This is a genomic window from Streptomyces thermocarboxydovorans, assembly GCF_039524635.1.
Lineage (GTDB): Bacteria > Actinomycetota > Actinomycetes > Streptomycetales > Streptomycetaceae > Streptomyces > Streptomyces thermocarboxydovorans.
The window spans coordinates 24,063-49,567 of sequence record NZ_BAAAGU010000031.1 but is presented as its reverse complement, the minus strand read 5'-3'; the positions used below and the strand labels follow the sequence as shown (position 1 = coordinate 49,567).

At 69.6% G+C, this 25,505-nt stretch carries 22 protein-coding genes and 1 pseudogene; 19 read left to right on the top strand and 4 right to left on the bottom strand.

Annotated features, from left to right (window positions below):
• Positions 1-24 precede the first annotated feature (24 nt).
• The 12 genes from typA (at position 25) to ABD198_RS16095 (ending at position 15,901) form a co-directional block, all read left to right on the top strand.
• On the top strand, positions 25-1,932 hold the full coding sequence (typA, locus tag ABD198_RS16150; protein ID WP_344001712.1) for a translational GTPase TypA: 1,908 nt from the start codon (positions 25-27) through the stop codon (positions 1,930-1,932).
• 676 nt (positions 1,933-2,608) lie between these two features.
• Positions 2,609-4,240: a peptide ABC transporter substrate-binding protein gene (locus ABD198_RS16145; protein ID WP_344001710.1), complete on the top strand. Its 1,632-nt coding sequence runs from the start codon at positions 2,609-2,611 to the stop codon at positions 4,238-4,240.
• A gap of 136 nt (positions 4,241-4,376) precedes the next feature.
• Positions 4,377-5,306: an ABC transporter permease gene (locus ABD198_RS16140; protein ID WP_344001708.1), complete on the top strand. Its 930-nt coding sequence runs from the start codon at positions 4,377-4,379 to the stop codon at positions 5,304-5,306.
• Positions 5,299-6,264, top strand: coding sequence for an ABC transporter permease (locus ABD198_RS16135; protein WP_344001707.1), 966 nt, complete (start codon positions 5,299-5,301; stop codon positions 6,262-6,264). The genes ABD198_RS16140 and ABD198_RS16135 overlap by 8 nt, the downstream gene beginning before the upstream one ends.
• A 12-nt stretch (positions 6,265-6,276) precedes the next feature.
• Positions 6,277-7,332: an ABC transporter ATP-binding protein gene (locus tag ABD198_RS16130; protein ID WP_344001706.1), complete on the top strand. Its 1,056-nt coding sequence runs from the start codon at positions 6,277-6,279 to the stop codon at positions 7,330-7,332.
• A complete protein-coding gene (locus ABD198_RS16125; RefSeq protein WP_344001704.1) occupies positions 7,325-8,473 on the top strand; it encodes an ABC transporter ATP-binding protein in 1,149 nt (382 codons plus the stop codon). Before ABD198_RS16130 ends, ABD198_RS16125 begins: the two co-directional genes overlap by 8 nt.
• Before the next feature lie 230 nt (positions 8,474-8,703).
• Entirely contained in the window at positions 8,704-10,335 is a 1,632-nt protein-coding gene (locus ABD198_RS16120) for a peptide ABC transporter substrate-binding protein (protein ID WP_344001702.1), read from the top strand.
• Positions 10,336-10,341: 6 nt separating this feature from the next.
• Positions 10,342-11,265, top strand: coding sequence for an ABC transporter permease (locus ABD198_RS16115; RefSeq protein WP_344001701.1), 924 nt, complete (start codon positions 10,342-10,344; stop codon positions 11,263-11,265).
• Positions 11,258-12,238 (top strand): ABC transporter permease, encoded by a 981-nt coding sequence (locus tag ABD198_RS16110; RefSeq protein ID WP_344001698.1) that lies wholly within the window; start codon positions 11,258-11,260, stop codon positions 12,236-12,238. Before ABD198_RS16115 ends, ABD198_RS16110 begins: the two co-directional genes overlap by 8 nt.
• Before the next feature lie 6 nt (positions 12,239-12,244).
• Entirely contained in the window at positions 12,245-13,219 is a 975-nt protein-coding gene (locus tag ABD198_RS16105) for an ABC transporter ATP-binding protein (protein WP_344001696.1), read from the top strand.
• A complete protein-coding gene (locus ABD198_RS16100) occupies positions 13,212-14,252 on the top strand; it encodes an ABC transporter ATP-binding protein (RefSeq protein ID WP_344001694.1) in 1,041 nt (346 codons plus the stop codon). The genes ABD198_RS16105 and ABD198_RS16100 overlap by 8 nt, the downstream gene beginning before the upstream one ends.
• Positions 14,253-14,605: 353 nt before the next feature.
• Positions 14,606-15,901 (top strand): hemopexin repeat-containing protein, encoded by a 1,296-nt coding sequence (locus ABD198_RS16095; protein ID WP_344001692.1) that lies wholly within the window; start codon positions 14,606-14,608, stop codon positions 15,899-15,901.
• Between the two features lie 15 nt (positions 15,902-15,916).
• On the opposite strand, the gene ABD198_RS16090 is transcribed toward ABD198_RS16095, so the two are convergent.
• A complete protein-coding gene (locus ABD198_RS16090) occupies positions 15,917-18,040 on the bottom strand; it encodes a S9 family peptidase (RefSeq protein ID WP_344001690.1) in 2,124 nt (707 codons plus the stop codon).
• A 207-nt stretch (positions 18,041-18,247) separates the two neighbouring features.
• Here ABD198_RS16090 and ABD198_RS16085 point away from each other — a divergent pair, with 207 nt between their 5' ends.
• Together ABD198_RS16085 and ABD198_RS16080 are read left to right on the top strand one after the other, a co-directional pair.
• Entirely contained in the window at positions 18,248-18,442 is a 195-nt protein-coding gene (locus tag ABD198_RS16085) for a hypothetical protein (RefSeq protein WP_344001688.1), read from the top strand.
• A gap of 60 nt (positions 18,443-18,502) precedes the next feature.
• Entirely contained in the window at positions 18,503-18,685 is a 183-nt protein-coding gene (locus ABD198_RS16080) for a hypothetical protein (RefSeq protein WP_344001686.1), read from the top strand.
• Between the two features lie 11 nt (positions 18,686-18,696).
• On the opposite strand, the gene ABD198_RS16075 is transcribed toward ABD198_RS16080, so the two are convergent.
• Complete coding sequence (locus ABD198_RS16075; protein WP_344001684.1) at positions 18,697-18,906, bottom strand: DUF397 domain-containing protein; 210 nt, start codon at positions 18,904-18,906, stop codon at positions 18,697-18,699.
• The gene (locus tag ABD198_RS16070; protein ID WP_344001682.1) at positions 18,903-19,787 is read right to left on the bottom strand and encodes a helix-turn-helix domain-containing protein; all 885 of its coding nucleotides are present in this window, start codon (positions 19,785-19,787) and stop codon (positions 18,903-18,905) included. Before ABD198_RS16070 ends, ABD198_RS16075 begins: the two co-directional genes overlap by 4 nt.
• Positions 19,788-19,954: 167 nt before the next feature.
• On the opposite strand from ABD198_RS16070, the pseudogene ABD198_RS16065 reads away from it, so the two are divergent.
• Positions 19,955-20,259 (top strand): annotated as a pseudogene (locus ABD198_RS16065) (ATP-binding protein); the annotation flags it as partial.
• 225 nt (positions 20,260-20,484) lie between these two features.
• Positions 20,485-21,426 carry a helix-turn-helix domain-containing protein gene (locus tag ABD198_RS16060; RefSeq protein ID WP_344001680.1) on the top strand — a complete coding sequence of 314 codons (942 nt, stop codon included), beginning with the start codon at positions 20,485-20,487 and terminating at the stop codon, positions 21,424-21,426.
• Here the strand turns inward: ABD198_RS16060 and ABD198_RS16055 are convergent.
• Positions 21,367-21,735 carry a hypothetical protein gene (locus ABD198_RS16055; RefSeq protein WP_344001678.1) on the bottom strand — a complete coding sequence of 123 codons (369 nt, stop codon included), beginning with the start codon at positions 21,733-21,735 and terminating at the stop codon, positions 21,367-21,369. The two genes, ABD198_RS16060 and ABD198_RS16055, sit on opposite strands and share 60 nt — an antisense overlap.
• Between ABD198_RS16055 and mshB the strand changes: the two genes are divergently transcribed.
• The 3 genes from mshB to ABD198_RS16040 all read left to right on the top strand — a co-directional run bounded on the left by mshB (position 21,715) and on the right by ABD198_RS16040 (position 25,412).
• Positions 21,715-22,575 (top strand): N-acetyl-1-D-myo-inositol-2-amino-2-deoxy-alpha-D-glucopyranoside deacetylase, encoded by an 861-nt coding sequence (mshB, locus tag ABD198_RS16050; RefSeq protein ID WP_344001676.1) that lies wholly within the window; start codon positions 21,715-21,717, stop codon positions 22,573-22,575. The genes ABD198_RS16055 and mshB overlap by 21 nt on opposite strands.
• Positions 22,572-22,985 (top strand): DUF6113 family protein, encoded by a 414-nt coding sequence (locus ABD198_RS16045; RefSeq protein ID WP_344001674.1) that lies wholly within the window; start codon positions 22,572-22,574, stop codon positions 22,983-22,985. Before mshB ends, ABD198_RS16045 begins: the two co-directional genes overlap by 4 nt.
• A gap of 195 nt (positions 22,986-23,180) precedes the next feature.
• The gene (locus tag ABD198_RS16040) at positions 23,181-25,412 is read left to right on the top strand and encodes a hypothetical protein (protein ID WP_344001672.1); all 2,232 of its coding nucleotides are present in this window, start codon (positions 23,181-23,183) and stop codon (positions 25,410-25,412) included.
• Positions 25,413-25,505: the final 93 nt, after the last annotated feature.

Below are 25,505 nucleotides of genomic sequence, written 5' to 3'. Positions count from 1 at the left end.
ACCACTCCGGGAGTACGGCAGCTTATGGCCACGCGCCACGACATCCGCAACGTCGCCATCGTCGCTCACGTCGACCACGGCAAGACCACCATCGTCGACGGCATGCTCAAGCAGGCGGGCGCCTTCGCCGCGCACCAGCTCGACCAGGTCGACGACCGCATGATGGACTCCAACGACCTGGAGCGTGAGAAGGGGATCACGATCCTCGCCAAGAACACGGCGGTGAAGTACCACCCCAAGGCCGGCGGGGACCCCATCACCATCAACATCATCGACACCCCCGGCCACGCCGACTTCGGCGGCGAGGTCGAGCGGGGTCTGTCGATGGTCGACGGTGTCGTGCTGCTCGTCGACGCCTCCGAGGGCCCGCTGCCGCAGACCCGGTTCGTGCTGCGCAAGGCGCTCCAGGCGCGGCTGCCGATCATCCTGTGCATCAACAAGACGGACCGTCCGGACGCCCGGATCGACGAGGTCGTCAACGAGACCTACGACCTCTTCCTGGATCTGGACGCGGACGAGGAGCAGATCGAGTTCCCGATCGTCTATGCGTGCGGCCGGGACGGGATCGCCTCGCTGACCAAGCCCGAGGACGGCACCGTGCCGGGCGACTCCGACTCGCTGGAGCCGTTCTTCTCCACGATCCTGGAGCACATCCCCGCCCCCGCCTACGAGGAGGGCGCCCCGCTCCAGGCGCATGTGACCAACCTGGACGCCGACAACTTCCTCGGCCGTATCGCCCTGCTCCGCGTGCACCAGGGCGAGCTGAAGAAGGGGCAGACCGTCGCCTGGATCAAGCGCGACGGCTCGGTCAGCAATGTGCGGATCAGCGAGCTGATGATGACCGAGGCGCTCACGCGCAAGCCGGCCGAGAAGGCGGGCCCCGGTGACATCTGCGCCGTGGCCGGCATCCCCGACATCATGATCGGCGAGACCCTGGCCGACCCGGAGAACCCCAAGCCGCTGCCGCTGATCACGGTGGACGAGCCGGCGATCTCCATGACGATCGGCACCAACACCTCCCCGCTGGTCGGCCGCGGCGGCACCGGCAAGGGCGCCGACGCGAAGGCGGCCGTGAAGGACCGCAAGGTCACCGCCCGCCAGGTCAAGGACCGCCTCGACCGCGAGCTCATCGGCAATGTCTCGCTGCGCGTGCTGGACACCGACCGGCCGGACGCCTGGGAGGTGCAGGGCCGCGGCGAGCTGGCGCTGGCGATCCTGGTGGAGACCATGCGCCGGGAGGGCTACGAGCTGACCGTCGGCAAGCCGCAGGTCGTCACCAAGGAGGTCGACGGCAAGATCTACGAGCCGGTCGAGCGGATGACGATCGATGTGCCCGAGGAGCACATGGGTGCCGTCACCCAGCTCATGGGCGTCCGCAAGGGCCGTATGGACAACATGTCCAACCACGGCTCCGGCTGGGTGCGCATGGAGTTCGTGGTGCCGTCGCGGGGGCTGATCGGCTTCCGGACGGAGTTCCTGACGCAGACCCGGGGCACCGGTATCGCGCACTCCATCCACGAGGGGCACGAGCCCTGGTTCGGCCCGCTGCAGACCCGTAACAACGGCTCCCTGGTGGCCGACCGCGCCGGCGTGGTCACGGCGTTCGCCATGACCAACCTCCAGGAGCGGGGCGTGCTGTTCGTGGAGCCCGGCACCGAGGTGTACGAGGGCATGATCGTCGGCGAGAACTCCCGCTCCGACGACATGGACGTCAACATCACCAAGGAGAAGAAGCTCACCAACATGCGGTCCTCGACCGCCGATGTGACCGAGTCCATCGTCCCGCCGCGCAAGCTCTCCCTGGAGCAGTCGCTGGAGTTCTGCCGTGACGACGAGTGCGTCGAGGTGACCCCGGAGGCGGTCCGGATCCGCAAGGTGGTCCTCGACCAGCGTGAGCGCGCCCGCGCCGCGAGCCGCGCCAAGCACGCCTGACCGGCCCGCAGGACGCCGCAGACGGCACCGGGACCCCTGAAGAGGGGTGCCCGGTGCCGTTCGCATATGCATCGCGGGGAGGCGGCGGGGAGGGCTGCAGAGGGGGCCGGGGGGAGCCCCTCGAACAGGGGTGGACGGGCGTAGGGAAAACCCTCGATCTCGCTGGGAGAAGCGTTGGAGGGGGTCATTCCGCACTACCCTGCGACGAGCAAAGCGCCCATACGGCCGGCAGCAACCGGGCCCGAGGTCCCCATGGCCAACGGCCTTGCCGGCCAAGTGTGCTGAGCACGCGGCAGCCCCGGCGGTCACCCTGCAATGCGGCCACGTTACGCGCAATCGGTTTTTCTCACCCGGGTGTCCGGTATTCGGACACTCAACCCCGGTAGATGTGTAACAAGTCCGTTTCGCAGGGATCTTTCACCAAACCCTTTGTCCGGATTTTGGAAGATCTAGGCCCGAGCTGTGATCGAACCGAGACCTCGAGGGTGTGGTTCGGTCCAGGCGCATGGCAGATAGTTAGGCGCGTAGAGCTCGGACGAACGGGTCACGCGCTGTCGGCGCCGACTCACGAGCGCGGGGGCACCTGACGATCTCCGGCACCGGCGACGGGCGGTGGACGGCGACATGTCGTGTGCTCTTCTTTGCGGTGAACCAATGGACTCATGAGGAGGAACCCATGCGCGGTGCCAAGAGCGCCAAGTGGGTCGCGATAGCCGCGGTTGTGGCGCTGGGCGCGACCGCCTGTGGTGGGGGAAGCGGCGACAGCGGCAGCGACAACGGCAAGGGCGAGGTCGACCCGAAGGGCATTTTCTCGGTCGACGTCGGCGAGCCCCAGAACCCGCTCCAGCCCGCGAACGCCAAGGAGTCGAACGGCTCCAAGGTCATCCGTGCGATCTTCTCCCAGCTTGTCGACTTCGACGACAAGGGCAAGATCGTTTACGAGAACGCCGAGTCCATCAAGACCGAGGACAACAAGGTCTGGACGGTCACCCTCAAGGACGGCTGGAAGTTCCACAACGGCGAGCCGGTCACGGCCAAGTCCTACGTGGACGCCTGGAACTGGGCCGCCAACATCAAGAACAACCAGACGAACAGCTACTGGTTCTCCGACATCAAGGGCTTCGAGGACGTCCACCCGGAGAAGGGTGAGCCGAAGAGCGACAAGATGTCCGGTCTGAAGGTCATCGACGACAAGACCTTCACCATCGAGCTGTCCTCGCCGATCCCGTACTTCGAGTACAAGCTCGGCTACGACGTCTGGTCCCCGCTGCCCAGCGGATTCTTCAAGGACCCGGAGGCCTACGGCGAGAAGCCGGTCGGCAACGGCCCCTACGAGTTCGTCAAGTGGGAGCACAAGAAGCAGATCGAGGTCAAGACCTACGCCGACTACAAGGGCGCGGACAAGCCCAAGAACGGCGGTGTGATCTTCAAGAACTACACCACCGTCGAGGCCGGCTACCAGGACCTGCTCTCCAACAACCTGGACATCATCCGCCAGATCGGCCCGAAGGACCTGCCCAAGCGCAAGACCGACCTCGGTGACCGCGCGGTGGACGAGCCCTACAACGCCGTCCAGTCGATCGTCCCGGCCTTCTACACCAAGCAGTGGAAGGACATCGACCCCAAGGTCCTGCAGGGCCTGTCGATGGCGATCGACCGCGAGACGATCACCAAGACCGTCCTCAACGGCACCCGCGAGCCCGCCACCAGCTTCGTGGCCAAGGGAGTCGCCGGCTACCAGCCGGGCGTCGCGGGCGACATCCTCACCTACAACCCGGACAAGGCCAAGCAGCTCATCAAGGAGGGCGGCGGCGTTCCGGGCAACAAGATCTTCATCCAGTTCAACGCGGATGGCGGTCACAAGGAGTGGGTCGAGGCGGTCTGCAACAGCATCCGCAAGGCCACCGGTGTCGAGTGCGCCGGCGACTCCAAGCCGGACTTCCAGACCGACCTGGACACGCGTGACGCCCACAAGGTCAAGTCCATGTACCGCGGCGGCTGGGTGCAGGACTACCCGCTGAACGTCAACTTCATGCGGGACCTGTACGGCTCCAAGGCGGCCGGCAACACCTCCGGCTTCGCCGACAAGGAGATCGACGCCCTCTTCAAGAAGGGCGACAACGCCAAGGACCTGGACGGCGCCATCAAGGCCTACCAGGAGGCGGAGAAGGCCATGTTCGAGAAGATGCCGGCCATCCCGCTCTGGTACTACAAGGCCAACTACGGCTACTCCACGAACGTCAAGAACGTGAAGTTCGACAACAACGGTGACCCGGTCCTGCAGGACGTCGAGGTCCTCAAGAAGTAATCGAACAGTTCGCACGCGGGTGACGGCCCCTTCCGGGCCGTCACCGGTGCCGGCGGGGGGCCGACGGGCATGAGTCTCCGGAACACGGAGCGGACAGCCCGTCGGCCTCTCCCGCTGTGACCGACATGGAGGAACCATGGGGCGCTACGTCGCGCGGCGACTGCTCCAGATGATCCCGGTGTTCATCGGGACGACACTGCTGATCTTTCTCATGATGTACGCGCTGCCCGGCGACCCCGTGCGTGCGCTGTACGGAGAACAGTCGGTGGACCCGTCGCAGATCGCGGCGATCAAGGCGGAGTACGGGCTCGACAAGCCGCTCTGGCAGCAGTACGTCAACTACCTCGCCGGCCTGCCGCAAGGTGACTTCGGCACCCAGATCGCCAGCCGGCGCCCGGTCGCCGAGGTCATCTCCGAGGCCTTCCCCGTCACCGTCCGCCTGACGATCATCGCCTTCGTCTTCACCGTCCTCGTGGGCGTGTCGCTGGGCATCCTCTCCGGCATGCGCGCGGGCAAGAAGACCGACACCGGTGTGCTCGTGCTGACGCTGGCGCTCATCTCGGTGCCGTCGTTCGTGCTCGGCTTCCTGTTCCAGTGGCTGTTCGCCATGCAGCTCGGCTGGACCACGCCGACCGTCCAGGACTCGATGAACTTCAGTCAGCTGTTCCTGCCGGCCATCGTCCTCGCCTCGTTGTCCCTGGCGTACGTCGCGCGTCTGACGCGTACGTCCATCGCGGAGAACCTGCGCGCGGACTACATGCGCACGGCGGTCGCCAAGGGTCTGCCGCGCCGGCGCATCATCTCCATGCACCTGATGCGCAACTCGATGATCCCCGTGGTCACCTTCCTCGGCATCGACATCGGCAACCTGATGACCGGCGCCATCGTCACCGAGGGCATCTTCAACGTGCAGGGCATCGGAAACCTGGTCTACCAGGCCCTCAGCCGCCGCGAGGGAGCGACGGTGGTGGGCATCGTCACGGTGATGGTGCTCATCTACCTCTTCGTCAACCTGATCGTCGACCTGCTGTACGCGGTCCTGGACCCGAGGATTCGCTATGCCTGAGCTGGCCTCGAAAACGGACACCGCCGTGGCGGCCCAGGCCGCGACCACCACGGACAACGTCCTCGCCACGGACGCCGGTCCCGCTCCCGGCAAGCCCCGCAGCCTCTGGTCGGACGCCTGGTACGACCTGCGGCACAACTGGATGTTCCTGCTCTCGGCGGGTCTGATCCTGCTGCTGCTGGTCATCGCCGCCGTGCCGGACCTGTTCATCTCGGGCAACGTCAGCCCGCGGGACGGCGACCTGACCAAGCACTACCTGCAGAAGCCCGAACTCGGCCATGTCTTCTCCGCCGAGTGGCTCGGCTACGACCACCAGGGCCGCTCCATCTACGCCCGGCTGCTGCACGGCACCCGCGCCTCGATCCTCGTCGGCGTCATGGTCACCGTGGCCGTGACCCTGCTCGGCGGTCTGGTCGGCCTGGTCTCGGGCTACTTCGGCGGCTGGATCGACTCGGTGATGTCCCGTATCACCGACGTCTTCTTCGGCATCCCGTTCCTGCTCGGCGCCATGGTGGTCCTGAACACCTTCGCCGAGCGTTCGGTGCCCGTGGTCTCGCTGTCCCTGGCGGTCCTCGGCTGGACCTCCATCGCACGCGTCATGCGCGGCTCGGTGATCACGGTCAAACAGGCCGACTACGTCACCGCGGCCAAGGCGCTCGGCGCCGGAACCGGCCGGATCCTGTTCAAGCACATCCTTCCGAACGCCGTCGCCCCGGTGATCGTCGTCGCCACCATCGCGCTCGGCGGCTACATCACGGCCGAGGCGACCCTGTCCTTCCTGGGCATCGGTCTGACCGACTCGATCTCCTGGGGCCAGGACATCTCGGCGGGCAAGGACTACCTGCGCACCGCGCAGTACGTCCTGTTCTTCCCGGCCGCGATGCTGAGCCTCACGGTGCTGGCGTTCCTCATGTTCGGCGATGCGGTACGCAACGCCCTTGACCCCAAGTCGCGCTGAGGGAGGCGTTACGTGAGCATCATCGACAAGACCGACGCCGTCCTCGAGCCGAGCGCCGAGGACTTCGACGGCCCCCTGCTCGAAGTCCGGGACCTGCACGTGGAGTTCCACACGCGGGACGGTGTCGCCAAGGCCGTCAACGGGGTCAACTACACCGTGGACGCGGGCGAGACCCTCGCCGTGCTCGGCGAGTCCGGCTCCGGCAAGTCCGTGACCGCGCAGGCGATCATGGGCATCCTCGACATGCCTCCGGGGCGCATCTCCAAGGGCGAGGTCATCTTCCGCGGGCAGGACCTGCTGAAGCTGTCCGAGGAGGAGCGCCGGAAGATCCGCGGCCGGAGGATCGCGATGATCTTCCAGGACGCGCTGTCCTCGCTCAACCCCGTGCTCTCGGTGGGCTACCAGCTCGGCGAGATGTTCCGGGTGCACCAGGGCCTGTCCAAGAAGGACGCCAAGGCCAGGGCGATCGAGATGATGGACCGGGTGAAGATCCCGGCCGCCGCGGCGCGGGTCAACGACTACCCGCACCAGTTCTCCGGCGGTATGCGCCAGCGCATCATGATCGCCATGGCGCTTGCCCTCGAGCCGGACCTGATCATCGCCGACGAGCCCACCACCGCCCTGGACGTGACCGTCCAGGCGCAGGTGATGGACCTGCTGGCGGAGCTGCAGCGCGAGTACCGGATGGGTCTGATCCTGATCACCCATGACCTGGGTGTGGTCGCGGACGTCGCCGACAAGATCGCGGTGATGTACGCCGGCCGGATCGTGGAGCGCGCCCCGGTGCACGACCTGTACAAGAGCCCGGCCCACCCCTACACCAAGGGTCTGCTGGACTCGATCCCGCGCCTGGACCAGAAGGGCCAGGAGCTGTACGCGATCAAGGGACTGCCGCCGAACCTGACGCGGATCCCGAGCGGTTGCGCGTTCAACCCGCGCTGCCCCAAGGCGCAGGACATCTGCCGTACGGATGTCCCGCCGCTGCACCCGGTGACCGCGGCGGACGGGACCGAACTGGTCGGCCGTGCCTCGGCGTGCCACTTCTGGAAGGAGACGATCAATGGCTGAGCTCAGCAAGAAGGACGAGCCGGTCGACGCCACGCCGAACGTCTCCGAGGTGGCCGAGGTCGAGGCCCACACCGAGGAGGAGGCCGTCGCCGCCATCGAGGCGCCGGTCGAGCGCGGTGAGCCGATCCTGCAGGTCCGCAACCTGGTGAAGCACTTTCCGCTCACCCAGGGCATCCTGTTCAAGAAGCAGGTCGGCGCCGTGAAGGCCGTCGACGGGGTCTCCTTCGACCTCTACCAGGGCGAGACCCTGGGCATCGTGGGCGAGTCCGGCTGCGGCAAGTCCACGGTGGCCAAGCTGCTGATGAACCTGGAGCAGGCGACCGCCGGCGAGATCTTCTACAAGGGCCAGGACATCACCCGGCTGTCGGGGCGTGCGCTGAAGGCGGTGCGCCGCAATATCCAGATGGTGTTCCAGGACCCGTACACCTCGCTGAACCCGCGGATGACGGTGGGCGACATCATCGGGGAGCCGTTCGACATCCACCCCGAGGTGGCTCCGAAGGGCGACCGCCGCAAGCGTGTCCAGGAGCTGCTGGACGTGGTGGGTCTCAACCCGGAGTACATCAACCGCTATCCGCACCAGTTCTCCGGCGGTCAGCGCCAGCGCATCGGCATCGCCCGCGGCCTGGCGCTCAACCCGGAGATCATCATCTGCGACGAGCCGGTCTCCGCCCTGGACGTCTCCGTCCAGGCGCAGGTCATCAACCTGATGGAGCGTCTGCAGGACGAGTTCAACCTCTCCTACATCTTCATCGCGCACGACCTGTCGATCGTCCGTCACATCTCCGACCGCGTCGGGGTGATGTACCTGGGCAAGGTCGCCGAGATCGGCACCGATGTGCAGATCTACGACCACCCGACCCACCCCTACACCCAGGCCCTGCTCTCGGCCGTCCCGGTCCCGGACCCCGAGTCCCGTGAGGGCCGTGAGCGGATCATCCTCACCGGTGACGTCCCGTCCCCGGCCAACCCGCCGTCGGGCTGCCGCTTCCGCACCCGCTGCTGGAAGGCCCAGGACAAGTGCGCCACCGAGGTGCCGCTGCTGGCGGTCCCCGAGCGGTTCAAGGGTTCCGACTCCCCGGCGGCCCACGAGTCGGCCTGCCACTTCGCCGAGGAGAAGGACGTGGTCCACGCGGCGTAACCCCCATACGCCCCGTCCCCCCGACCGGAACCCGGCGCCCCGTCAGGTGGCGCCGGGTTCCGCCGTTTCGTGCCCTCGGCCCCCCGCCCCGAGGCTCCTCCGATACGTACATACGGCTGGAGTCCGCCCCCGATTTCGCCCCGGACAGGCGTCGCACTTAGGCGATGTGCGCCATTTATCAGATATTGGGCCTTCAGGGATCGACAGGTGCACGGACGAGGAGGCACTCCATGCGTGGAGGCACGCACGCCAGGTGGGTCGTCGGTGCGGTCGCCGTGGCTCTCGCGGCGACCGCCTGCGGAAGCGAGAGCAGCGGCGGCGGGAGTGCGGACGCGGGTGCGGTGCTCAGTGCCTCCTGGGGCGACCCGCAGAACCCGCTGGAGCCGGCCAACACCAACGAGGTGCAGGGCGGCAAGGTCCTCGACATGATCTTCCGGGGTCTCAAGCGCTACGACCCGGAGACCGGGGCCGCCGAGGACATGCTCGCGGAGAGCATCGAGACCTCGGACTCGCAGAACTTCACCATCAAGATCAAGGACGGCTGGACCTTCAGCAACGGCGAGAAGGTCACCGCCCGCTCCTTCGTGGACGCCTGGAACTACGGCGCCGGCCTGAAGAACAACCAGCGCAACGCCTACTTCTTCGGCTACATCGAGGGATACGACAAGGTCCACCCGGAGAACGGCGAGCAGACCGCCGGCAAGCTGTCCGGGCTGAAGGTCGTCGACGACCTGACCTTCACCGTCAAGCTCACCCAGAAGTTCTCGACCTTCCCCGACACCCTCGGCTACAACGCCTACGCCCCCCTGCCCCGGGCCTTCTTCGAGGACCACGACGCCTGGATCGCCAAGCCCATCGGCAACGGCCCCTACCTGGTCGACTCCTACACCAAGGGCTCCCAGATCTCCCTGCGCCGGTGGGAGGAGTACCCCGGCGACGACAAGGCCCGGAACGGCGGAGTCGACCTCAAGGTCTACACCGACAACAACACCGCCTACACCGACCTGCTGGCCGGCAACCTCGACCTCGTCGACGACGTCCCCGCCTCTCAGCTGAAGAACGTCAAGAACGACCTCGGCGACCGCTACCTCAACACCCCCGCCGGCATCCTCCAGACCCTCGCCTTCCCCTACTACGACAAGGCCTGGGACAAGCCCGGCATGGAGAAGGTCCGCACCGGGCTGTCGCGGGCGATCAACCGCAAGCAGATCACCGAGACGATCTTCCACAAGACCCGCACCCCCGCCACCGACTGGACCTCCCCGGTCCTCGGCAAGGACGGCGGCTTCCAGGACGGGCTGTGCGGCGACGCCTGCACGTACGATCCCGAGGAGGCCAAGAAGCTCGTCAAGGAGGGCGGCGGCCTGCCCGGCGGCCGGGTCACCATCACCTTCAACGCGGACACCGGCTCCCACAAGGACTGGGTCGAGGCCGTCTGCAACTCCATCAACAACGCCCTCGACAACGACCGCGCCTGCACCGCCAGCCCGATCGGCACCTTCGCCGACTTCCGCAGCCGGATCACCCAGCGCAAGATGGGCGGCCCGTTCCGCGCCGGCTGGCAGATGGACTACCCGCTCATCCAGAACTTCCTGCAGCCGCTCTACTACACCGACGCCTCCTCCAACGACGGCAAGTGGTCCAACGAGAAGTTCGACGACCTGGTCGACCGCGCCAACGGGGAGTCCGACCCCGCCAAGGCAGTCGAGCTGTTCCAGCAGGCCGAGGAGGTCGTCCGCGACAACATGGCGGCCATCCCGCTGTGGTACCAGAACGGCAGCGCCGGCTGGTCCGAGCGGCTCTCCGGCGTCAAGCTCAACCCCTTCAGCGTCCCCGTCTACGACGAGATCAAGGTCAGCTGAGCCGTCATGGGGCGTTACGTCGTCCGGCGTCTGCTCCAGATGATCCCGGTGTTCATCGGGGCCACGCTGCTGATCTTCCTCATGGTCCATGTGATGGGCGACCCCGTCGCCGGGCTGTGCGGCGAGCGCCGCTGCGACCCGGCGACCGCCGCCCGGCTCCGCCACGAGTTCGGCCTCGACCAGCCGGGCTGGCAGCAGTACCTGACCTACATGGGGAACATCTTCACCGGCGACTTCGGCACGGCGTTCAACGGCCAGGAGGTCACCGAGCTGATGTCGACGGCGTTCCCCGTCACCATCCGGCTCACCCTGGTCGCCATCTGCTTCGAGATCGTCATCGGCATCACCCTCGGTGTGCTCACCGGGCTGCGCCGCGGCCGCCCGGTCGACACCTCGGTGCTTCTGGTGACCCTCGTCGTCATCTCGGTGCCCACCTTCGTCACCGGCCTGCTGCTGCAGCTGCTGCTCGGCGTGAAATGGGGCTGGATCCGCCCCTCCGTCTCCTCCGCCGCCCCCTTCGACGAGCTGATCGTGCCCGGCCTGGTGCTGGCGTCGGTCTCCCTCGCCTACGTCACCCGGCTGACCCGCACCTCCATCGCCGAGAACCGGCGCTCCGACTACGTACGCACCGCCGTCGCCAAGGGTCTGCCCCGCCGGCGGGTCGTCGTCCGGCACCTGCTGCGCAACTCCCTCATCCCCGTGGTCACCTTCATCGGTGCCGACATCGGCTTCCTCATGGGCGGGGCCATCGTCACCGAGCGGATCTTCAACATCCACGGCGTCGGCTACCAGCTCTACCAAGGCATCCTGCGGCAGAACACGCAGACCGTGGTCGGCTTCGTCACCGTCCTCGTCCTGGTCTTCCTGCTCTGCAATCTCGTCGTCGACCTGCTGTACGCCGTACTCGACCCGAGGATCCGCTATGCCTGACCAGCACTACGAGCCCGAACGCGCCCTCGCGGGCACCGGGACGGGCGGCACCATGGACCTGGGCGTGGACGAGGCCGAGGTCCTTCAGGAGCCGCCCGCAGGGCCCGACGGCACCGGCCCGCAGGGCAGGCCCCGCTCCCTGTGGTCCGACGCCTGGCGCGACCTGCGCCGCAACCCCGTCTTCATCGTCTCCGCCCTGGTCATCTGCTTCCTGATCGTCATCTCCCTGTGGCCCTCGCTGATCACCTCCGGCAGCCCGCTCAAGTGCGACCTGTCCCAGGCCCAGGAGGGCTCCCAGCCCGGCCACCCGTTCGGCTTCAACGGGCAGGGCTGCGACGTCTACACCCGCACCGTCTACGGCGCCCGCACCTCCGTCGCCGTGGGCGTCCTCGCCACGCTCGGCGTCGCCGTGCTCGGCAGCGTCCTCGGGGCTCTGGCCGGCTTCTTCGGCGGCGTCTGGGACTCCTTCCTCTCCCGCGTCACCGACGTCTTCTTCGCCATCCCCGTCGTCCTCGGCGGCCTGGTGCTGCTGTCCGTCATCACCAGCAACACCGTCTGGCCCGTCATCGGCTTCATCGTGCTGCTCGGCTGGCCGCAGATCTCCCGCATCGCCCGCGGCGCCGTCATCACCGCCAAGCAGAACGACTACGTCCAGGCCGCCCGCGCCCTCGGCGCCTCCAGCACCCGGCTGCTGCTGCGGCACATCGCGCCCAACGCGATCGCCCCGGTCATCGTGGTCGCCACCATCGCGCTCGGCACCTACATCGCGCTCGAGGCCACGCTGTCCTACCTCGGCGTCGGGCTGAAGCCGCCCAGCGTCTCCTGGGGCATCGACATCTCCGCCGCCTCGCCCTACGTCCGCAACGCCCCGCACGCGCTCCTGTGGCCCTCCGGCGCCCTCGCGGTCACGGTGCTGGCCTTCATCATGCTCGGCGACGCGGTGCGCGACGCCCTCGACCCGAGGCTGAGGTGAGCCGACGTGCTGCTCGAAGTGCGCGACCTGCACGTGGAGTTCCACACCCGGGACGGCGTCGCCAAGGCCGTCAACGGCGTCAGCTACCAGGTGGACGCCGGGGAGACCCTCGCGATCCTCGGCGAGTCCGGCTCCGGCAAGTCCGTCACCGCGCAGGCCGTCATGGGCATCCTCGACATGCCGCCCGGCCGGATCACCGGCGGCGAGGTGCTCTTCCAGGGCCGGGACCTGCTGAAGCTGAAGGAGGAGGAGCGCCGCAGGGTCCGGGGCGCCGGGATGGCGATGATCTTCCAGGACGCGCTGTCCTCCCTGAACCCGGTGATCCCCGTGGGCGACCAGCTCGGCGAGATGTTCGTGGTCCACCGGGGCACGTCCTGGAAGGACGCGCGGGCCAAGGCGATCGAGCTGATGGACCGGGTCCGCATCCCCGCCGCCCGGGAGCGGGTCAGGCAGTACCCGCACCAGTTCTCCGGCGGCATGCGCCAGCGCATCATGATCGCGATGGCGATCGCCCTCGAACCCGCCCTGATCATCGCCGACGAACCGACCACCGCCCTGGACGTCACCGTCCAGGCCCAGGTGATGGACCTGCTGGCGGAGCTGCAGCGCGAGTACCGCATGGGCCTCGTCCTGATCACCCACGACCTCGGTGTGGTCGCCGACGTCGCCGACCGCATCGCGGTCATGTACGCGGGCCGCATCGTCGAGTCCGCCCCCGTGTACGACATCTACAAGGCGCCGGCCCACCCCTATACCCGGGGCCTGCTGGACTCCATCCCGCGTCTGGACCAGAAGGGCCAGGAGCTCTACGCCATCAGGGGCCTGCCGCCGAACCTCACGCGCATCCCGCCCGGCTGCGCCTTCCACCCCCGCTGCCCGCTGGCCCGCGGCCTGTGCCGGGTCGACGAGCCCCCGCTGCTCGAGGTGTCCGCCACCCGCGGCAGCGCCTGCCACTTCTGGAGGGAGTGCCTGGATGGCTGAGCCGATCCTGGAGGTCAGCGGCCTGGTCAAGCACTACCCGCTGACCCGGGGCGTCGTCTTCAAGAAGCGCGTCGGCGAGGTGCGGGCCGTCGACGGAGTGGACTTCACGCTGGCCCGCGGCGAGACCCTGGGCATCGTCGGCGAGTCCGGCTGCGGCAAGTCGACGGTCGCGAAGATGCTGGTGAACCTGGAGCGGCCGACGGCCGGCTCCATCCGCTACCGGGGCGAGGACATCACCCGGCTCTCGGGCCGGGCCCTGAAGGCGGTGCGCCGGAACATCCAGATGGTGTTCCAGGACCCGTACACCTCGCTGAACCCGCGGATGACGGTGGGCGACATCATCGGGGAGCCGTTCGACATCCACCCCGAGGTGGCTCCGAAGGGCGACCGCCGCAAGCGTGTCCAGGAGCTGCTGGACGTGGTGGGTCTCAACCCGGAGTACATCAACCGCTATCCGCACCAGTTCTCCGGCGGTCAGCGCCAGCGCATCGGCATCGCCCGCGGCCTGGCGCTCAACCCGGAGATCATCATCTGCGACGAGCCGGTCTCCGCCCTGGACGTCTCCGTCCAGGCGCAGGTCATCAACCTGATGGAGCGTCTGCAGGACGAGTTCAACCTCTCCTGCATCTTCATCGCGCACGACCTGTCGATCGTCCGTCACATCTCCGACCGCGTCGGGGTGATGTACCTCGGCCGCATCGTCGAGACGGGCACCGAAACCGAGATCTACGAGCATCCGACCCACCCCTACACCCAGGCCCTGCTCTCCGCCGTCCCGGTCCCCGACCCGGAGGCCCGGGAGCGCCGGGAGCGGATCATCCTCACCGGTGACGTGCCGTCCCCGACGAACATCCCCTCCGGCTGCCGCTTCCGCACCCGGTGCTTCAAGGCGCGGGAGCGGTGCGCGGTGGAGGTCCCGGCGCTGGCGGTGCCCGCCGAGTACCGCGCCCTGGGCGGCCCGGCGGCCCATGCGTCGGCCTGCCACTTCGCGGAGGAGAAGCTGGTGGTGCCGCCGGAGGAGCGGCTCGCCTAGGAGCTCCCCGGCCACCTCCCACATCCGTACATATGTCCGCCAACTGTGTTAACACGCACGCAACTTGGCGGACTCGGTTCCGATATACGGACGGGCGACGCTGGACAGCGTACGGCCGTGCGGGTGCCGTAAGCGGGCCGGGACCCTGTGGGGATCCCGGCCCGTGGCCGTGCGCACGCCCGCTGAACAGGCGGTCTGCCCGGGACCGCCGTATGTTTGAAGTGGGCGCCCAGCACGTCCCGGGCAGCCGGTGGGGCGGTGGCGAACGCGGCAGGGCCCGGGCATCCCGCAGCAAGTGAACCGCGTGCTCCGAGCCCGCTCGCCGGGCCCAGCGCGCGAGAGGGCGAGCAGTGATGACCAAGGCCTTCTTCCTGCGCGGTGCGATGTATGCCAGGTACGACCTGGAGCACGATCGCGTGGACGACGGATATCCAAAACCCGCCACGGCGGGCTGGTCGGGGATCGACGGAACCGGCTTCGAGCCGGGCATCGACGCGGCCGTCTCGCTCGGCAACGGAAAGCTCTACTTCTTCAGAGGCAGTTCCTATCTGCGCATCGACGAACAGCGGCTCGCCGTCGACGGCGAGCCGGCCGGCATCGACGGCGGGTGGGGAGGATTCCCGGCGGCCGGATTCGGCGACTCGCTGGACTCGGCGGTGAACTGGGGCAACGGGAAGGTGTACTTCTTCCGCGGGGACTCCTACCTCCGTTACGACATCGCCGGCGACCGGGTCGACGACGGCTACCCCCTGCCCGTGAGCGGCAACTGGCCCGGCTTCGCCGAGGCGGGATTCACGGACGGGATCGAGGGAGGCTTCGTCACGGGCAGCGGCAAGGCGTACTTCTTCCGCCGGGGCCAATACGTCCGTTACGACATCGCCGGTGACCGGGTCGACGACGGCTACCCCCTGCCCGTGAGCGGCAACTGGCCCGGCTCGGCCGAGGCCGGGTTCGCGGACTCGGTGGACGCGGTCTGGACGCCGGCCGGTGCCGCCACTCCCATCACACCCGTCGGCGGACGGCTGACCCCGGGCGACCACGTCTGGTACTTCGACGGGCGGATCTCGATGTCACAGGACATCCCGCGCACCACCTGGTTCCCGGGATCCACGGGCCCGGCCGACTACCAGGGGCACGGCAAGGAGATCTTCCAGTTCGTGGTGCACGCCGACGGCACCATCTTCCGGGGCCAGCCGCACATGCGCGGCTTCCCCGGCACCTACGCCTGGCTGAACAACAATCCCGGCAACATCACCGGCCGCCCCGGCGGACCGGACTACGGGCAGTACCCGGGCAAGTTCAACTGGCACAACTTCCTGATCTTCCCGACCCGGGAGGCCGGGTTCCGGGCGATCGCCACGTTCCTGCGCACGGCGAACTGCCCCCAGCGCGGCCCGTACCGGGACCTGAGCATCCTCGACGCCTTCGAGTGCTACGCGCCCGCGTCGGACGGCAACAACCCGGTGAAGTACGCCCAGGCCGTGGCGGAAGCCGCCGGGGTGCCGACGAGCACCCCGGTCGGCAGCCTGAACGACGCTCAGATGCGCCTGATGCAGGACAAGATCGCCGAGGTGGAGGGCGCCATTCCCGGCGACGTCCTCACCGCCGACTCCCCCGAGCTGCCGCAGGAGATCAGAAGCCTGCTCTGAGCGGCGGGGCCGCGCTCAGTGCGGGCGCAGCCCCAGCGACCGCTTGAGGAAGTCCACCTGGAGCAGCAGCAGGTTCTCCGCGACCTGCTCCTGCGGGGTCATGTGGGTCACCCCCGACAGCGGCAGCACCTCGTGCGGCCGGCCCGCGGCCAGCAGCGCGGAGGACAGCCGCAGGGCGTGGGCGACGACCACATTGTCGTCGGCGAGCCCGTGCACGATCATCAGCGGGCGGTGCGGCCCGGCGGCGCCGGACAGCCCGTCGTCGGTGACGAGGGAGCTCCTCGCGTACGACTCCGGCTGCGCGGCCGGGTCGCCCAGGTACCGCTCGGTGTAGTGGGTGTCGTACAGCCGCCAGTCCGTCACCGGGGCGCCGGCGATCCCGGCGTGGAAGACGTCGGGCCGGCGCAGCACGGCCAGCGCGGCGAGGTAGCCGCCGTAGGACCATCCGCGGATGGCGACCCGCGACAGGTCCAGCGGGTGGGACGCCGCCAGGTCCTGCAGGGCCTCGATCTGGTCGTCCAGACAGAGGGTGAAGTCGTGGTGGACGGCCTTCTCCCAGGCGGGGGAGCGGCCCGGGGTGCCCCGGCCGTCGGCGACGACCACCGCGAAGCCCTGGTCGGCGAACCACTGCGAGGTGAGGTGCGGGTTGTGCGCGGCCAGCACCCGGGCGCCGTGGGGTCCGCCGTAGGGGTCCATGAGGACGGGGAGCGGGGCGTTCCCGGAGTAGTCCCGGGGCATAAGCACGGCGCACGGGATGCGGCGTGCGCCCCCATAGGTCAAGGTCACCCGGGGCGACATACCGGGATCGTCGGCATATGACGGGACAGCCGCCGTCGGTTTCCCGTCACGCAGGATCCGCACCCGCGAACCTGGCCGGTCCAGGGTCGCCGACACCAGCACGGTGACGTCCCCGACCCGCACCGCCGTGTGCACCCCGGGCTCCTGCGAGAGCCGCTCCACACCCAGCTCGTTCACCCGGTACACATGCACCTCGCCGATCTCCGGCTCGGCCGCCTCCTCGCCCGCCGAGGCCGCGACCAGCACGTCGTCGTCGGAGACGTCGAGCACCGCCCGCAGGTGCAACTGCGCCCCGGTGAGCGGCCGTTCGCCCACCACCAGGCGCCGTGCACCCCCCTCGTCGGTGATCCGCACCAGCCGCCCGGAGGGGCTCCAGCACGGAACCCCGGGGAAAAGTTCAAGCCAATTCGGATCTTCGTCGGCGTGCACCATCCGGGTCGCCCCGGTGTCGGGGTCCAGCGCCAGGAACAGCTGGCTGCGCTGATCGCGCGCCTGCACCAGCAACAGCGGCGCACCCGCCCCTGACCAGTGCACTCGCGCGAGATACGGGTAGCGGGCCCGGTCCCAGGACACCTCCGTGCGCACGCCGTCGAGCCCGATCACGAACAGCCGTACGTCGGCGTTGGCGGTGCCCGCCGCGGGGTACGCCACCCGGCTCGGCTCCCGCTCCGGATGCGCCGGATCGGAGATCCACCACCGCCGCACCGGCGTGTCGTCCACGCGCGCCACGAGCAACCGGTCCGACTCCGGTGACCACCAGAAGCCCCGCGAGCGCCCCATCTCCTCGGCGGCGATGAACTCGGCCATTCCGTAGGACACGTGGTCGCCGTCGGGGGCGGCGAGTGCGCGGTCGTCCGCTCCCTCCGCGCCCACGACCCGCAGGGCGCCGCCGGCGACGTAGGCGACATGGCGGCCGTCGGGGGAGGGGCGGGGGTCGATCACCGGGCCGGCGGCGGGCAGCTCGCGTGCCGTCCCGGCCCGCAGCTCGGCCGTGAAAAGCCGCCCTGACAAGGCAAAAGACGCCAGCTCCACGGCGGCGTCGGTGGCGTAGGAGACGATGCCGGCCCCGCCCTCGCGGCTGCGCTCGCGCCGGGCCCGCTCCTCCGGGGAGAGGTGCTCCTCGGTGCCGCCGAGGAGGGCGCGCGGGTCGGCCGCCACGCGCTCCGTGCCCTCCTCCGTGTCGAGCACCCACAGCGAGTTCGCCCGGTCCGTGCCGGAACCCGAGCGCAGGAACACGACACGGGAGCCGTCGGGCGCCACGGTGAACGAACGCGGCGCGCCGAGCGTGAAGCGCTGGGTGCGGGCGTGCCGTCGGGGGAAGGAGTTGGTCTCGGTCGTCATGCCCTGACCATATTGGCCATGCGCCCCCTTGTGCGGCCGTGCGCCGATCGATGCGCAGGTACGAATAGTTATGATCGCTGGCGCAGAGTGGGTATGAACCTGCTTGGCACCCAAGTGGATTTATCTGTGTCGACAACTGCATCAACAACTGGATGGCCGTGTCGACTTGTCTGCCCCCATGTCTTGGACCCTTGGAGGTGAGCCGCCGTGGCACTCTCGATTTCGGCGGTGGTGCTGCTGGCGATCATCGTCTTCCTGCTGATCAAGAAGTCGGGCCTGAAGGCCGGCCACGCGATCGTGTGCATGCTCCTCGGCTTCTACCTCGCGTCCTCCACCATCGCTCCGACGATCAACGACCTGACGACGAACATCGCGGGCATGATCGGCAGCATCAAGTTCTGAGCGACACTCGGCTGGTGCCTGCCCCAAGGCGTGCTTGGCCCGCGCCGCGGTCCGGGCTTCGTGAGTCCGGACACGCGTCGAGGGACCCGCCAGATCGACCGTCTCAACGCGCTCACCCGTGCCGGGGTCCTGGTCGGCTGGAGCCGTGCTGCCTTCGACACACTGCGCCGGGGCCGCAACGACGCCGCGCACAACCACCTCTTCGACACCACCGTGGACGTACCGGAGGCCGAGGTCGAGTAGGAGTCGCCGGCTCAGCCCCCGACCGCGTACGGCACGAAGTCGGCCCACGCGGTGGGGGTGAAGGCCAGCTGGGGGCCTTCGAGGTGCTTCGAGTCACGGACGTGGACGGTGCTGGGCTCGGTGGCGACTTCGACGCAGGAGTCGCCCTCACTGCCGCTGCTGTAACTGCTCTTGAACCACGCCAGGTCGCAGGTGCCCCCGGACGAGGTCTTGCGGCTCATGTCTCCCCCAGCAGTTGCTCGATGAACGAGGCGGACTCACGTGGCGTGAGGGCCTGCGCCCGGATGATGCCATACCGTAGTTCCAGGATACGGAGCTGGCGCAGGTCAGAAACCGGTCGCCCGTTGGCCACTGCTGGTGAACGGCCGACCGCTGAACCGTCCTCAAACTTGAGCACCTCAATGCCACCGTCCACCCCGGCATGCTCATAGCGTTCCATCGGCATCACTTGGAGCTCGACGTTGCGCAACTGCCCTGCCGCAAGCAGGTGTTCAAGCTGCTTGCGCAGGATTTCCCTTCCACCGAGTGGTCGCCGAAGCGTCCACTCCTCCAGGACGAAGCTGAGGTCGGGTGCCGGGTCTCGCTCGAAGATCGCCTTGCGAGCTACGCGTGCTGCGATGAACCGCTCCACCTCCTCCGTTGAGTAGGCGGGGCGTCGCATCGACAGGAGAGCGCGCGAGTATTCCGGGGTCTGCAACAGCCCGTGAATGTGCAGCGGGTCATAGAGCTGAAGCTCCACCGCCCGCGCCTCCATCTGCGCCAGATCCCGCACCTTCTTCGGATACCGGACCTTCTTCACGTCCTCCTTCATCGCCCCGACGAGTCCCCCGGCGCCCAGCACCTCGTCCGCCGTGTCCAGATACTCGGGGCGGGGGATCCGCTTGCCGGTCTCGATCTTGTAGACGAGGTCCTCCCCGTACCCGACCGCCGCCGCGAACTCGCCGACCCGCATCCCCGCGGCCTCCCGGCGGAGCCTCAACTGCCGTCCCACGGTGGCCACTACGGCGAGCGCCCAGTCGTCGTCCGGGTCCACCTCCCAGCCCGGCTCGTCCGTCTGATCCGTCTCGGTCCTGACCCGCACCGCCTCGCCGTTCACCGACATGCGCGCCCCTCCGTAGTGCTGTGCCGTGCTGTTTGCTCCCCGCCCGCAGGAGCCGTACCGACAGTCCGGACAGCGCTGGACAAGTCCTGGACGGTAGCTCTACGTAGCGGAGCAATCACCTCACACGGTACGTCCGGTCGGCCACGCTGAGTGACGTGAATCAGGAAATCGCCGAGCTGGCGGCGAACGCGGCCACGCACGGCCGCGTCCCGGGCCGCAGCTTCCGCCTGACGCTCTACGTGGCCGGTGCCGTGCTCCGCATCGAGGTCAGCGACACGCGCGGTGACCGGCTGCCCGTGCTGCGGGAGCCCGGCGGCGGAGCCGAGTCGGGGCGTGGGCTGCTCCTCGTGGACGCGCTCGCCGACCGCTGGGGGGTCAGCGACGGACGCTTCCCGCGCAGACCGTCTGGGCGGAGATGGATCTTAAGTCACCGGAACCCGGCTCCCCGCGTTCCGGTGCCGTCGGCGACTGAAAGACAAAGAACTTGGGGGAGAGAACCTTTCCAAGCCCCACCCCTCCCGCCCATGGCCGCGCTCACTCGGGCGGGTGAACATCCCCGAACCCGCTGGATTTACCAGCCCTCAAGGCCCGACGCTCGGCGCAACGCACCACCACAACCGCAGACATGAGACGGCCCCCGCCGGGACGGCAATCCCAGTGCGAGGGCCTGACCACCGAGGAAGAAGAGGCCTTCCCGATGGGTACCCAGAACCCTAGCGTGCCCCCGCGCGCGCAGGCCCGTGTTGCGGGCGACAAGCACCCGAACCGGCGGCCCGGCGCGGCCCACCGCACCGGCGGGCTCCAGCACGACAACACCCGCCACACCACCCGCTTCACGGTGATCGGCAACCACCTGGCCCAGCACCCGGAGCTCTCGCTCCTCGCGATCGGGCTCGGTACGCACCTCCAGTCGCTGCCGAAAGGCGCGCCGGCCGACATCAAGACCCTCGCCGCCCGGTTCCCCGAGGGAGCCACCCGGATCGCCGCCGCCCTGCGCGAGCTGGAGGCCCACGGCTATCTGCGACGCGAACGCGTCCGCACCCCCTCCGGCCGGATCGTCACCCGCACGATCTCCTGCAACCAGCCGACGGCGGCCCGCCGCCCCACCGAGGGCGCCTCCCAGGCGGCACGGGCACCCCGGGAGCCCCGGGAGCTCCGGGCGGAGCACACCCCGAGTGGGAGCAGTGGGAGCCGTGCGTCGCGAGAACCCCGGGGCAGGCTGCTCCCCGCAGTGCCCCGCCCCGAGTGCAATGTCCCCGCGCTGTTCCAGGCCGCCACCGACCTCCTGGCGGACCTCCGCCGCCATGACTCACGACTGCTCCTCTCGGCCGACGACACGGCCCATCTGGCGCCCGGTGTCGCCGCCTGGCTGGAACGGGATGTCACTCCCGCCGCCGTACGCAGGGCCCTGACCGCCGACCTGCCGCCCGAGGGGCTACGGCGGCCCGCCGCCCTCCTGGCTCACCGCCTGGCCGCTCAGCTCCCGCCCCCCGCCCCGTACCGAGCACCAGCCACCGCCCCGCCGGCACCCACCCGGTACCCGATGCGGAACTGCGACGGCTGCGATCGCGGCTTCCGTTCACCCCACCCCGGCGCACGCTGCCGCGACTGCCGAACCGATCTCCAGGAGGCCGCCTAGCGTGAACGTGACGATGCTTGGGAGTTCTTCCAGGGGCGCACGACATTCAACGAGAAGACGCTGCGCAGCCGCTTTCTGGAGATCACCCAGCGCCGCAACGAGATCGCACACGACGCCGACCTGATCGACGGGGATCTCAAACAGCGGCGTCCGATCGACGAGGCCGAGGTGACGGACGCCATCGACTGGATCGAGCGCATCGCGCTCGCCGTCGCGCATGTACTCGATGACGAGGCATGACGGGCCGGGGACGACCGGCGTGCCGCCGTCGCCTCGTAGGCTGGGGCCATGACGGAACTGCCCGCTCATCGTCTGCTGCTGGTGCACGCGCACCCGGACGACGAGTCGATCAACAACGGCGTGACCATGGCCCGGTATGCCGCCGAGGGCGTGCACGTGACGCTGGTCACCTGCACGCTCGGCGAGCGGGGCGAGGTCATCCCGCCCGAGCTGGCCCACCTCAGCGGTGCCGCCCTCGGGCAGCACCGCCACCGGGAGCTGAGCGAGGCCATGCGCGCGCTCGGCGTGCGCGACTTCCGGCTGCTCGGCGGCGCCGGCCGGTACAGCGACTCCGGGATGATGGGGCTGCCCGACAACGACGACCCCGGCTGCTTCTGGCAGGCCGACGTGGACCAGGCGGCCGGGCTGCTCCTCGACGTGATCCGCGAGGTGCGGCCCCAGGTGCTGATCACCTACGACGACAACGGCGGATACGGGCATCCCGACCACATCCAGACCAACCGCGTCGCCATGCGGGCCGTCGAGCTGGCCGAGGAGGCCGGCTGCCCCGTCTCCAAGGTCTACTGGAACCGGGTCCCCCGCTCCGTCGCCGAGCAGGCCTTCGAGCGCCTCCGCGAGGACCTGCCCCGCCTGCCCTTCGAGAAGGCGGCCACCGTCGACGACGTGCCCGGCGTCGTGGACGACGAGCGCATCACCGCCGCCGTCGAGGGCACCGGGCCCGCCGCCGCGGCCAAGGCCGCCGCGATGCGCGCCCACGCCACCCAGATCACCGTGCACGAGCCGTACTTCGTCCTCTCCAACGGACTCGCCCAGCCCCTGTTCACCACCGAGTACTACGAGTTGGTACGGGGGCGTCCGTCCGGAATCAGGGAGAGCGACCTGTTCGCCGGGATCGGAGGGACGTCATGAGCGGCGGCAACGGACCCCTGCTCGCCCAGCCGCTGCGCCCGCCGTCCGCCGGGCGGATCGCCGCGTATCTGGGGCTGTTCGTCCTCGGCGCCGTCGTCGGGGCGGCCGGGGCGCTGGTGCAGCCGGCCTGGTTCCCGGGCGGCCTGCTGCTCGCCCTCGCCGCCGAGGCCGGCCTGTGCCTGGGGGCGGCCCGCGCCCTGCGCAGCCGCGCCGCCGCCGCTGCCGCGGGCGGCGGCTGGACGCTCGCCGTCATCCTGCTCACCACCAGCCGCCCGGAGGGCGACTTCCTGTTCGCCGCGAGCGGCGGCTCGTATCTCTTCCTGCTCGGCGGCATCGCACTCGCTGTGATCTGCGCCACCCTTTCACCGGGCGGGCAACCCGGTGGCGGTTCTGCCCGACTTGGCAAGTGACGTACTGATTCGCCGGGTGACGGGGGTGCGGGTCCGGTGTGGGTTTCCCCAGCGGTCCTGGGATACGCGCGGGACGCGGACAGTATGGTGGTGCGCGCCGCCGAGCCTCCCCCAAGCCCTCGGCTTCGCCCGAGCCGGGGGGACCCCCCACCGTGAGGTCGTGACGGGCGGCGGAGCCAACCGGGAGAACCTGCCTTGAGTCGTGAAACTGACACTCCGTCCTCCGGGCCCAGCGGGCGCGGCGGAGCCGCATACCCGTCGGGCACCCCGCCCTACGGGACGCCGACGGTTCCGGAGGCGGGCACGGGTGCGGGCGGCGACGCGGCCGCGCGCTCGGAGGACCGCAAGACCGAGACCACACTGACGACGCGGGTCCGCATCAACATCCCCGGATCGCGGCCCATCCCGCCCGTCGTCGTGCGCAAGCCCGTCTCGGACGTCAAGGGCAAGGCCGGCGCCGCCCAGAGCTCCGCGCCGGGCACCGGCACCTCCAGCGGCAGCGGCCAGAAGGCCGCCGGCGGCGACCGGCCGGCGCAGCCCGGTGGGCCCGGTGCGTCCGGCCGGCCCGCGGGGCAGGCCGCGCGCTCCAGGGAACCGTCCGCCGGTGCCTCCTCCGCCCCCGCGCAGCAGCCCGCCGAGGGGAAGACGACCAGCGACTGGTTCGCGCCCCGCAAGCCGCCGCAGTCCAAGGGCGGTTCGGGCGCCACTCCCGCCAACGGCACGAGCACACCGGGCGGTTCGCCCGGTTCGACCGGTCCGGGCGGCTCGGGTGGTCCGGGTGGTTCGACCGGTTCCGGTGCGCCTTCTGCCGGTTCCTCCGGTGCCAAGCCCGCGGGTGCGCCCGGCGGCGGACGTCCCGGTGGGGTCGTCGGCGCGATGAGCGTGCCCGGCGCCACCCGCTCCGGCGGCACGAACGGTTCCGCACCCGGCTCCGGGCTCCCCGGCGCGACCGGTGGTCCGGTGGCCCCCGGGCACGGCGGCGGCACCGGCTCCTTCGACGTCACCGAGGCGCTCGGCTCAGGCCCGCGCGGCGGCAGCGAGCCCCGGCGCGACGACCTGCCGTACTTCACCGGCGACCGCCCCGGCGGCGCCGGCGACCGGCCCGGCCAGAGCGGTCAGGGCCCCGCCGGACCCACCACCGGCCCGGTCACCGGCAAGGGCCCGGCCGTCCCGGCAGACGGCCACTCCGAGCCCCGCTCCGGCGCCTCCGAGGCCCCGGGCGGCTCCGCGGCCGGTCTCAGCGACGACACCGCGGTCCTCACCCCGCAGGCCCCCGCCCCGGAGGGCACCCCCGGCTACCCCCGGCACGACAACGTCTCCGGGCACACCGTCACCAGCGGCATCCCGGTCATCTCGCCCGACGCGGACTTCGGCCGCGCGCCCGGCACGGGCGGCGCCGCCGGTGGCCCCGGCCCGCACACGCCGCCCAGGCTGCCCGAGCCGGTCTCCCCGTCCTCCGCGAACTCCTCGCAGGCGCCGAAGAAGAAGGGGCGCAACAAGCTCGTCCTGGTCGGCGGCGGCGTGGTCGCGCTCGTCGGTGTCGCCTACGGCGCCGGCCTGCTGATGAACCACTCCGACGTCCCCAAGGGCACCACCGTCCTCGGCGTCGACATCGGCGGCGGCACCCGCGACGAGGCCGTCAAGAAGCTCAACGACGCCCTCGCCGAACGGCTCGACAAGCCGCTCAAGCTGCAGGTCGCCGGCAAGACCGTCGAACTGCAGCCGGACAACGCCGGCCTCCAGCTCGACACCGACGCCACCGTCGAGGACGCCGCGGGCAGCGACTACAACCCCATCTCCGTGATCGGCTCCCTCTTCGGCAACGAGCGGGTCGTGGACCCGGTCATCCCGGTCGACGAGGAGAAGCTGCAGGCAGCGCTCGAGGACGCGGCGGGCGGCGCCGGGTCGATGACCGAGGGCACCATCAAGTTCGTCTCCGGCAAGGCGATCCCGGTCTACGGCAAGGCCGGTCAGGGCATCGACGTCGGCCGGTCGACCGCGGCGGTCGAGAAGGCCTTCCGCACCCAGGTGGAGACCGGCTCCTCCGCCCCGGTGGCCGTCCCCACCACCGTCCGGCAGCCCACGGTGTCCAAGGCCGAGGTCGACCGGATGATGAAGGAGTTCGCCGAGCCGGCCATGTCGGCCAACGTCACCGTGCAGACGGACCCGGCGCACTCGGTGCCGATGAGCCCGGAGAAGTCCCTGTGGAAGTTCCTCAGGGTGACCGCGGTCGACGGCAAGCTGGTCGAGAAGCCGGACCTCAACGCCCTGAAGAAGCTGTACGGCGGTGCCTTCGACGGCGTGCTGATCACTCGTGCCAACGGGGAGAAGACGCCCGTCACGCCCCAGGACGTCTACGGCGCCCTGCGCGAAGCCCTGAAGAGCAAGACCAACCGGGTGGCGGTCATCGACACCGACCCCAATTGACCGGCATGAGGTCCGCCGGCCGGGCAGGACAATCCCGGCCGGGTATGACGTGCGGCCGGGCATGACATCCGTCATCCGCCGGAGCGGACCGAC

What these genes read in the sequence shown, in the direction of transcription:
- ABD198_RS16070 (WP_344001682.1), bottom strand. Translation starts at nt 19,787, where the DNA reads ATGTCGGTGAACGGCGAGGCGGTGCGGGTCAGGACCGAGACGGATCAG.
- ABD198_RS16125 (WP_344001704.1), top strand. Translation starts at nt 7,325, where the DNA reads ATGGCTGAGCTCAGCAAGAAGGACGAGCCGGTCGACGCCACGCCGAAC.
- ABD198_RS16075 (WP_344001684.1), bottom strand. Translation starts at nt 18,906, where the DNA reads ATGAGCCGCAAGACCTCGTCCGGGGGCACCTGCGACCTGGCGTGGTTC.
- ABD198_RS16055 (WP_344001678.1), bottom strand. Translation starts at nt 21,735, where the DNA reads ATGAGCGGGCAGTTCCGTCATGGCCCCAGCCTACGAGGCGACGGCGGC.
- typA (WP_344001712.1), top strand. Translation starts at nt 25, where the DNA reads ATGGCCACGCGCCACGACATCCGCAACGTCGCCATCGTCGCTCACGTC.
- ABD198_RS16090 (WP_344001690.1), bottom strand. Translation starts at nt 18,040, where the DNA reads ATGACGACCGAGACCAACTCCTTCCCCCGACGGCACGCCCGCACCCAG.
- ABD198_RS16140 (WP_344001708.1), top strand. Translation starts at nt 4,377, where the DNA reads ATGGGGCGCTACGTCGCGCGGCGACTGCTCCAGATGATCCCGGTGTTC.
- ABD198_RS16095 (WP_344001692.1), top strand. Translation starts at nt 14,606, where the DNA reads ATGACCAAGGCCTTCTTCCTGCGCGGTGCGATGTATGCCAGGTACGAC.
- ABD198_RS16145 (WP_344001710.1), top strand. Translation starts at nt 2,609, where the DNA reads ATGCGCGGTGCCAAGAGCGCCAAGTGGGTCGCGATAGCCGCGGTTGTG.
- ABD198_RS16110 (WP_344001698.1), top strand. Translation starts at nt 11,258, where the DNA reads ATGCCTGACCAGCACTACGAGCCCGAACGCGCCCTCGCGGGCACCGGG.
- ABD198_RS16045 (WP_344001674.1), top strand. Translation starts at nt 22,572, where the DNA reads ATGAGCGGCGGCAACGGACCCCTGCTCGCCCAGCCGCTGCGCCCGCCG.
- ABD198_RS16135 (WP_344001707.1), top strand. Translation starts at nt 5,299, where the DNA reads ATGCCTGAGCTGGCCTCGAAAACGGACACCGCCGTGGCGGCCCAGGCC.
- ABD198_RS16100 (WP_344001694.1), top strand. Translation starts at nt 13,212, where the DNA reads ATGGCTGAGCCGATCCTGGAGGTCAGCGGCCTGGTCAAGCACTACCCG.
- ABD198_RS16060 (WP_344001680.1), top strand. Translation starts at nt 20,485, where the DNA reads ATGGGTACCCAGAACCCTAGCGTGCCCCCGCGCGCGCAGGCCCGTGTT.
- ABD198_RS16115 (WP_344001701.1), top strand. Translation starts at nt 10,342, where the DNA reads ATGGGGCGTTACGTCGTCCGGCGTCTGCTCCAGATGATCCCGGTGTTC.
- mshB (WP_344001676.1), top strand. Translation starts at nt 21,715, where the DNA reads ATGACGGAACTGCCCGCTCATCGTCTGCTGCTGGTGCACGCGCACCCG.
- ABD198_RS16120 (WP_344001702.1), top strand. Translation starts at nt 8,704, where the DNA reads ATGCGTGGAGGCACGCACGCCAGGTGGGTCGTCGGTGCGGTCGCCGTG.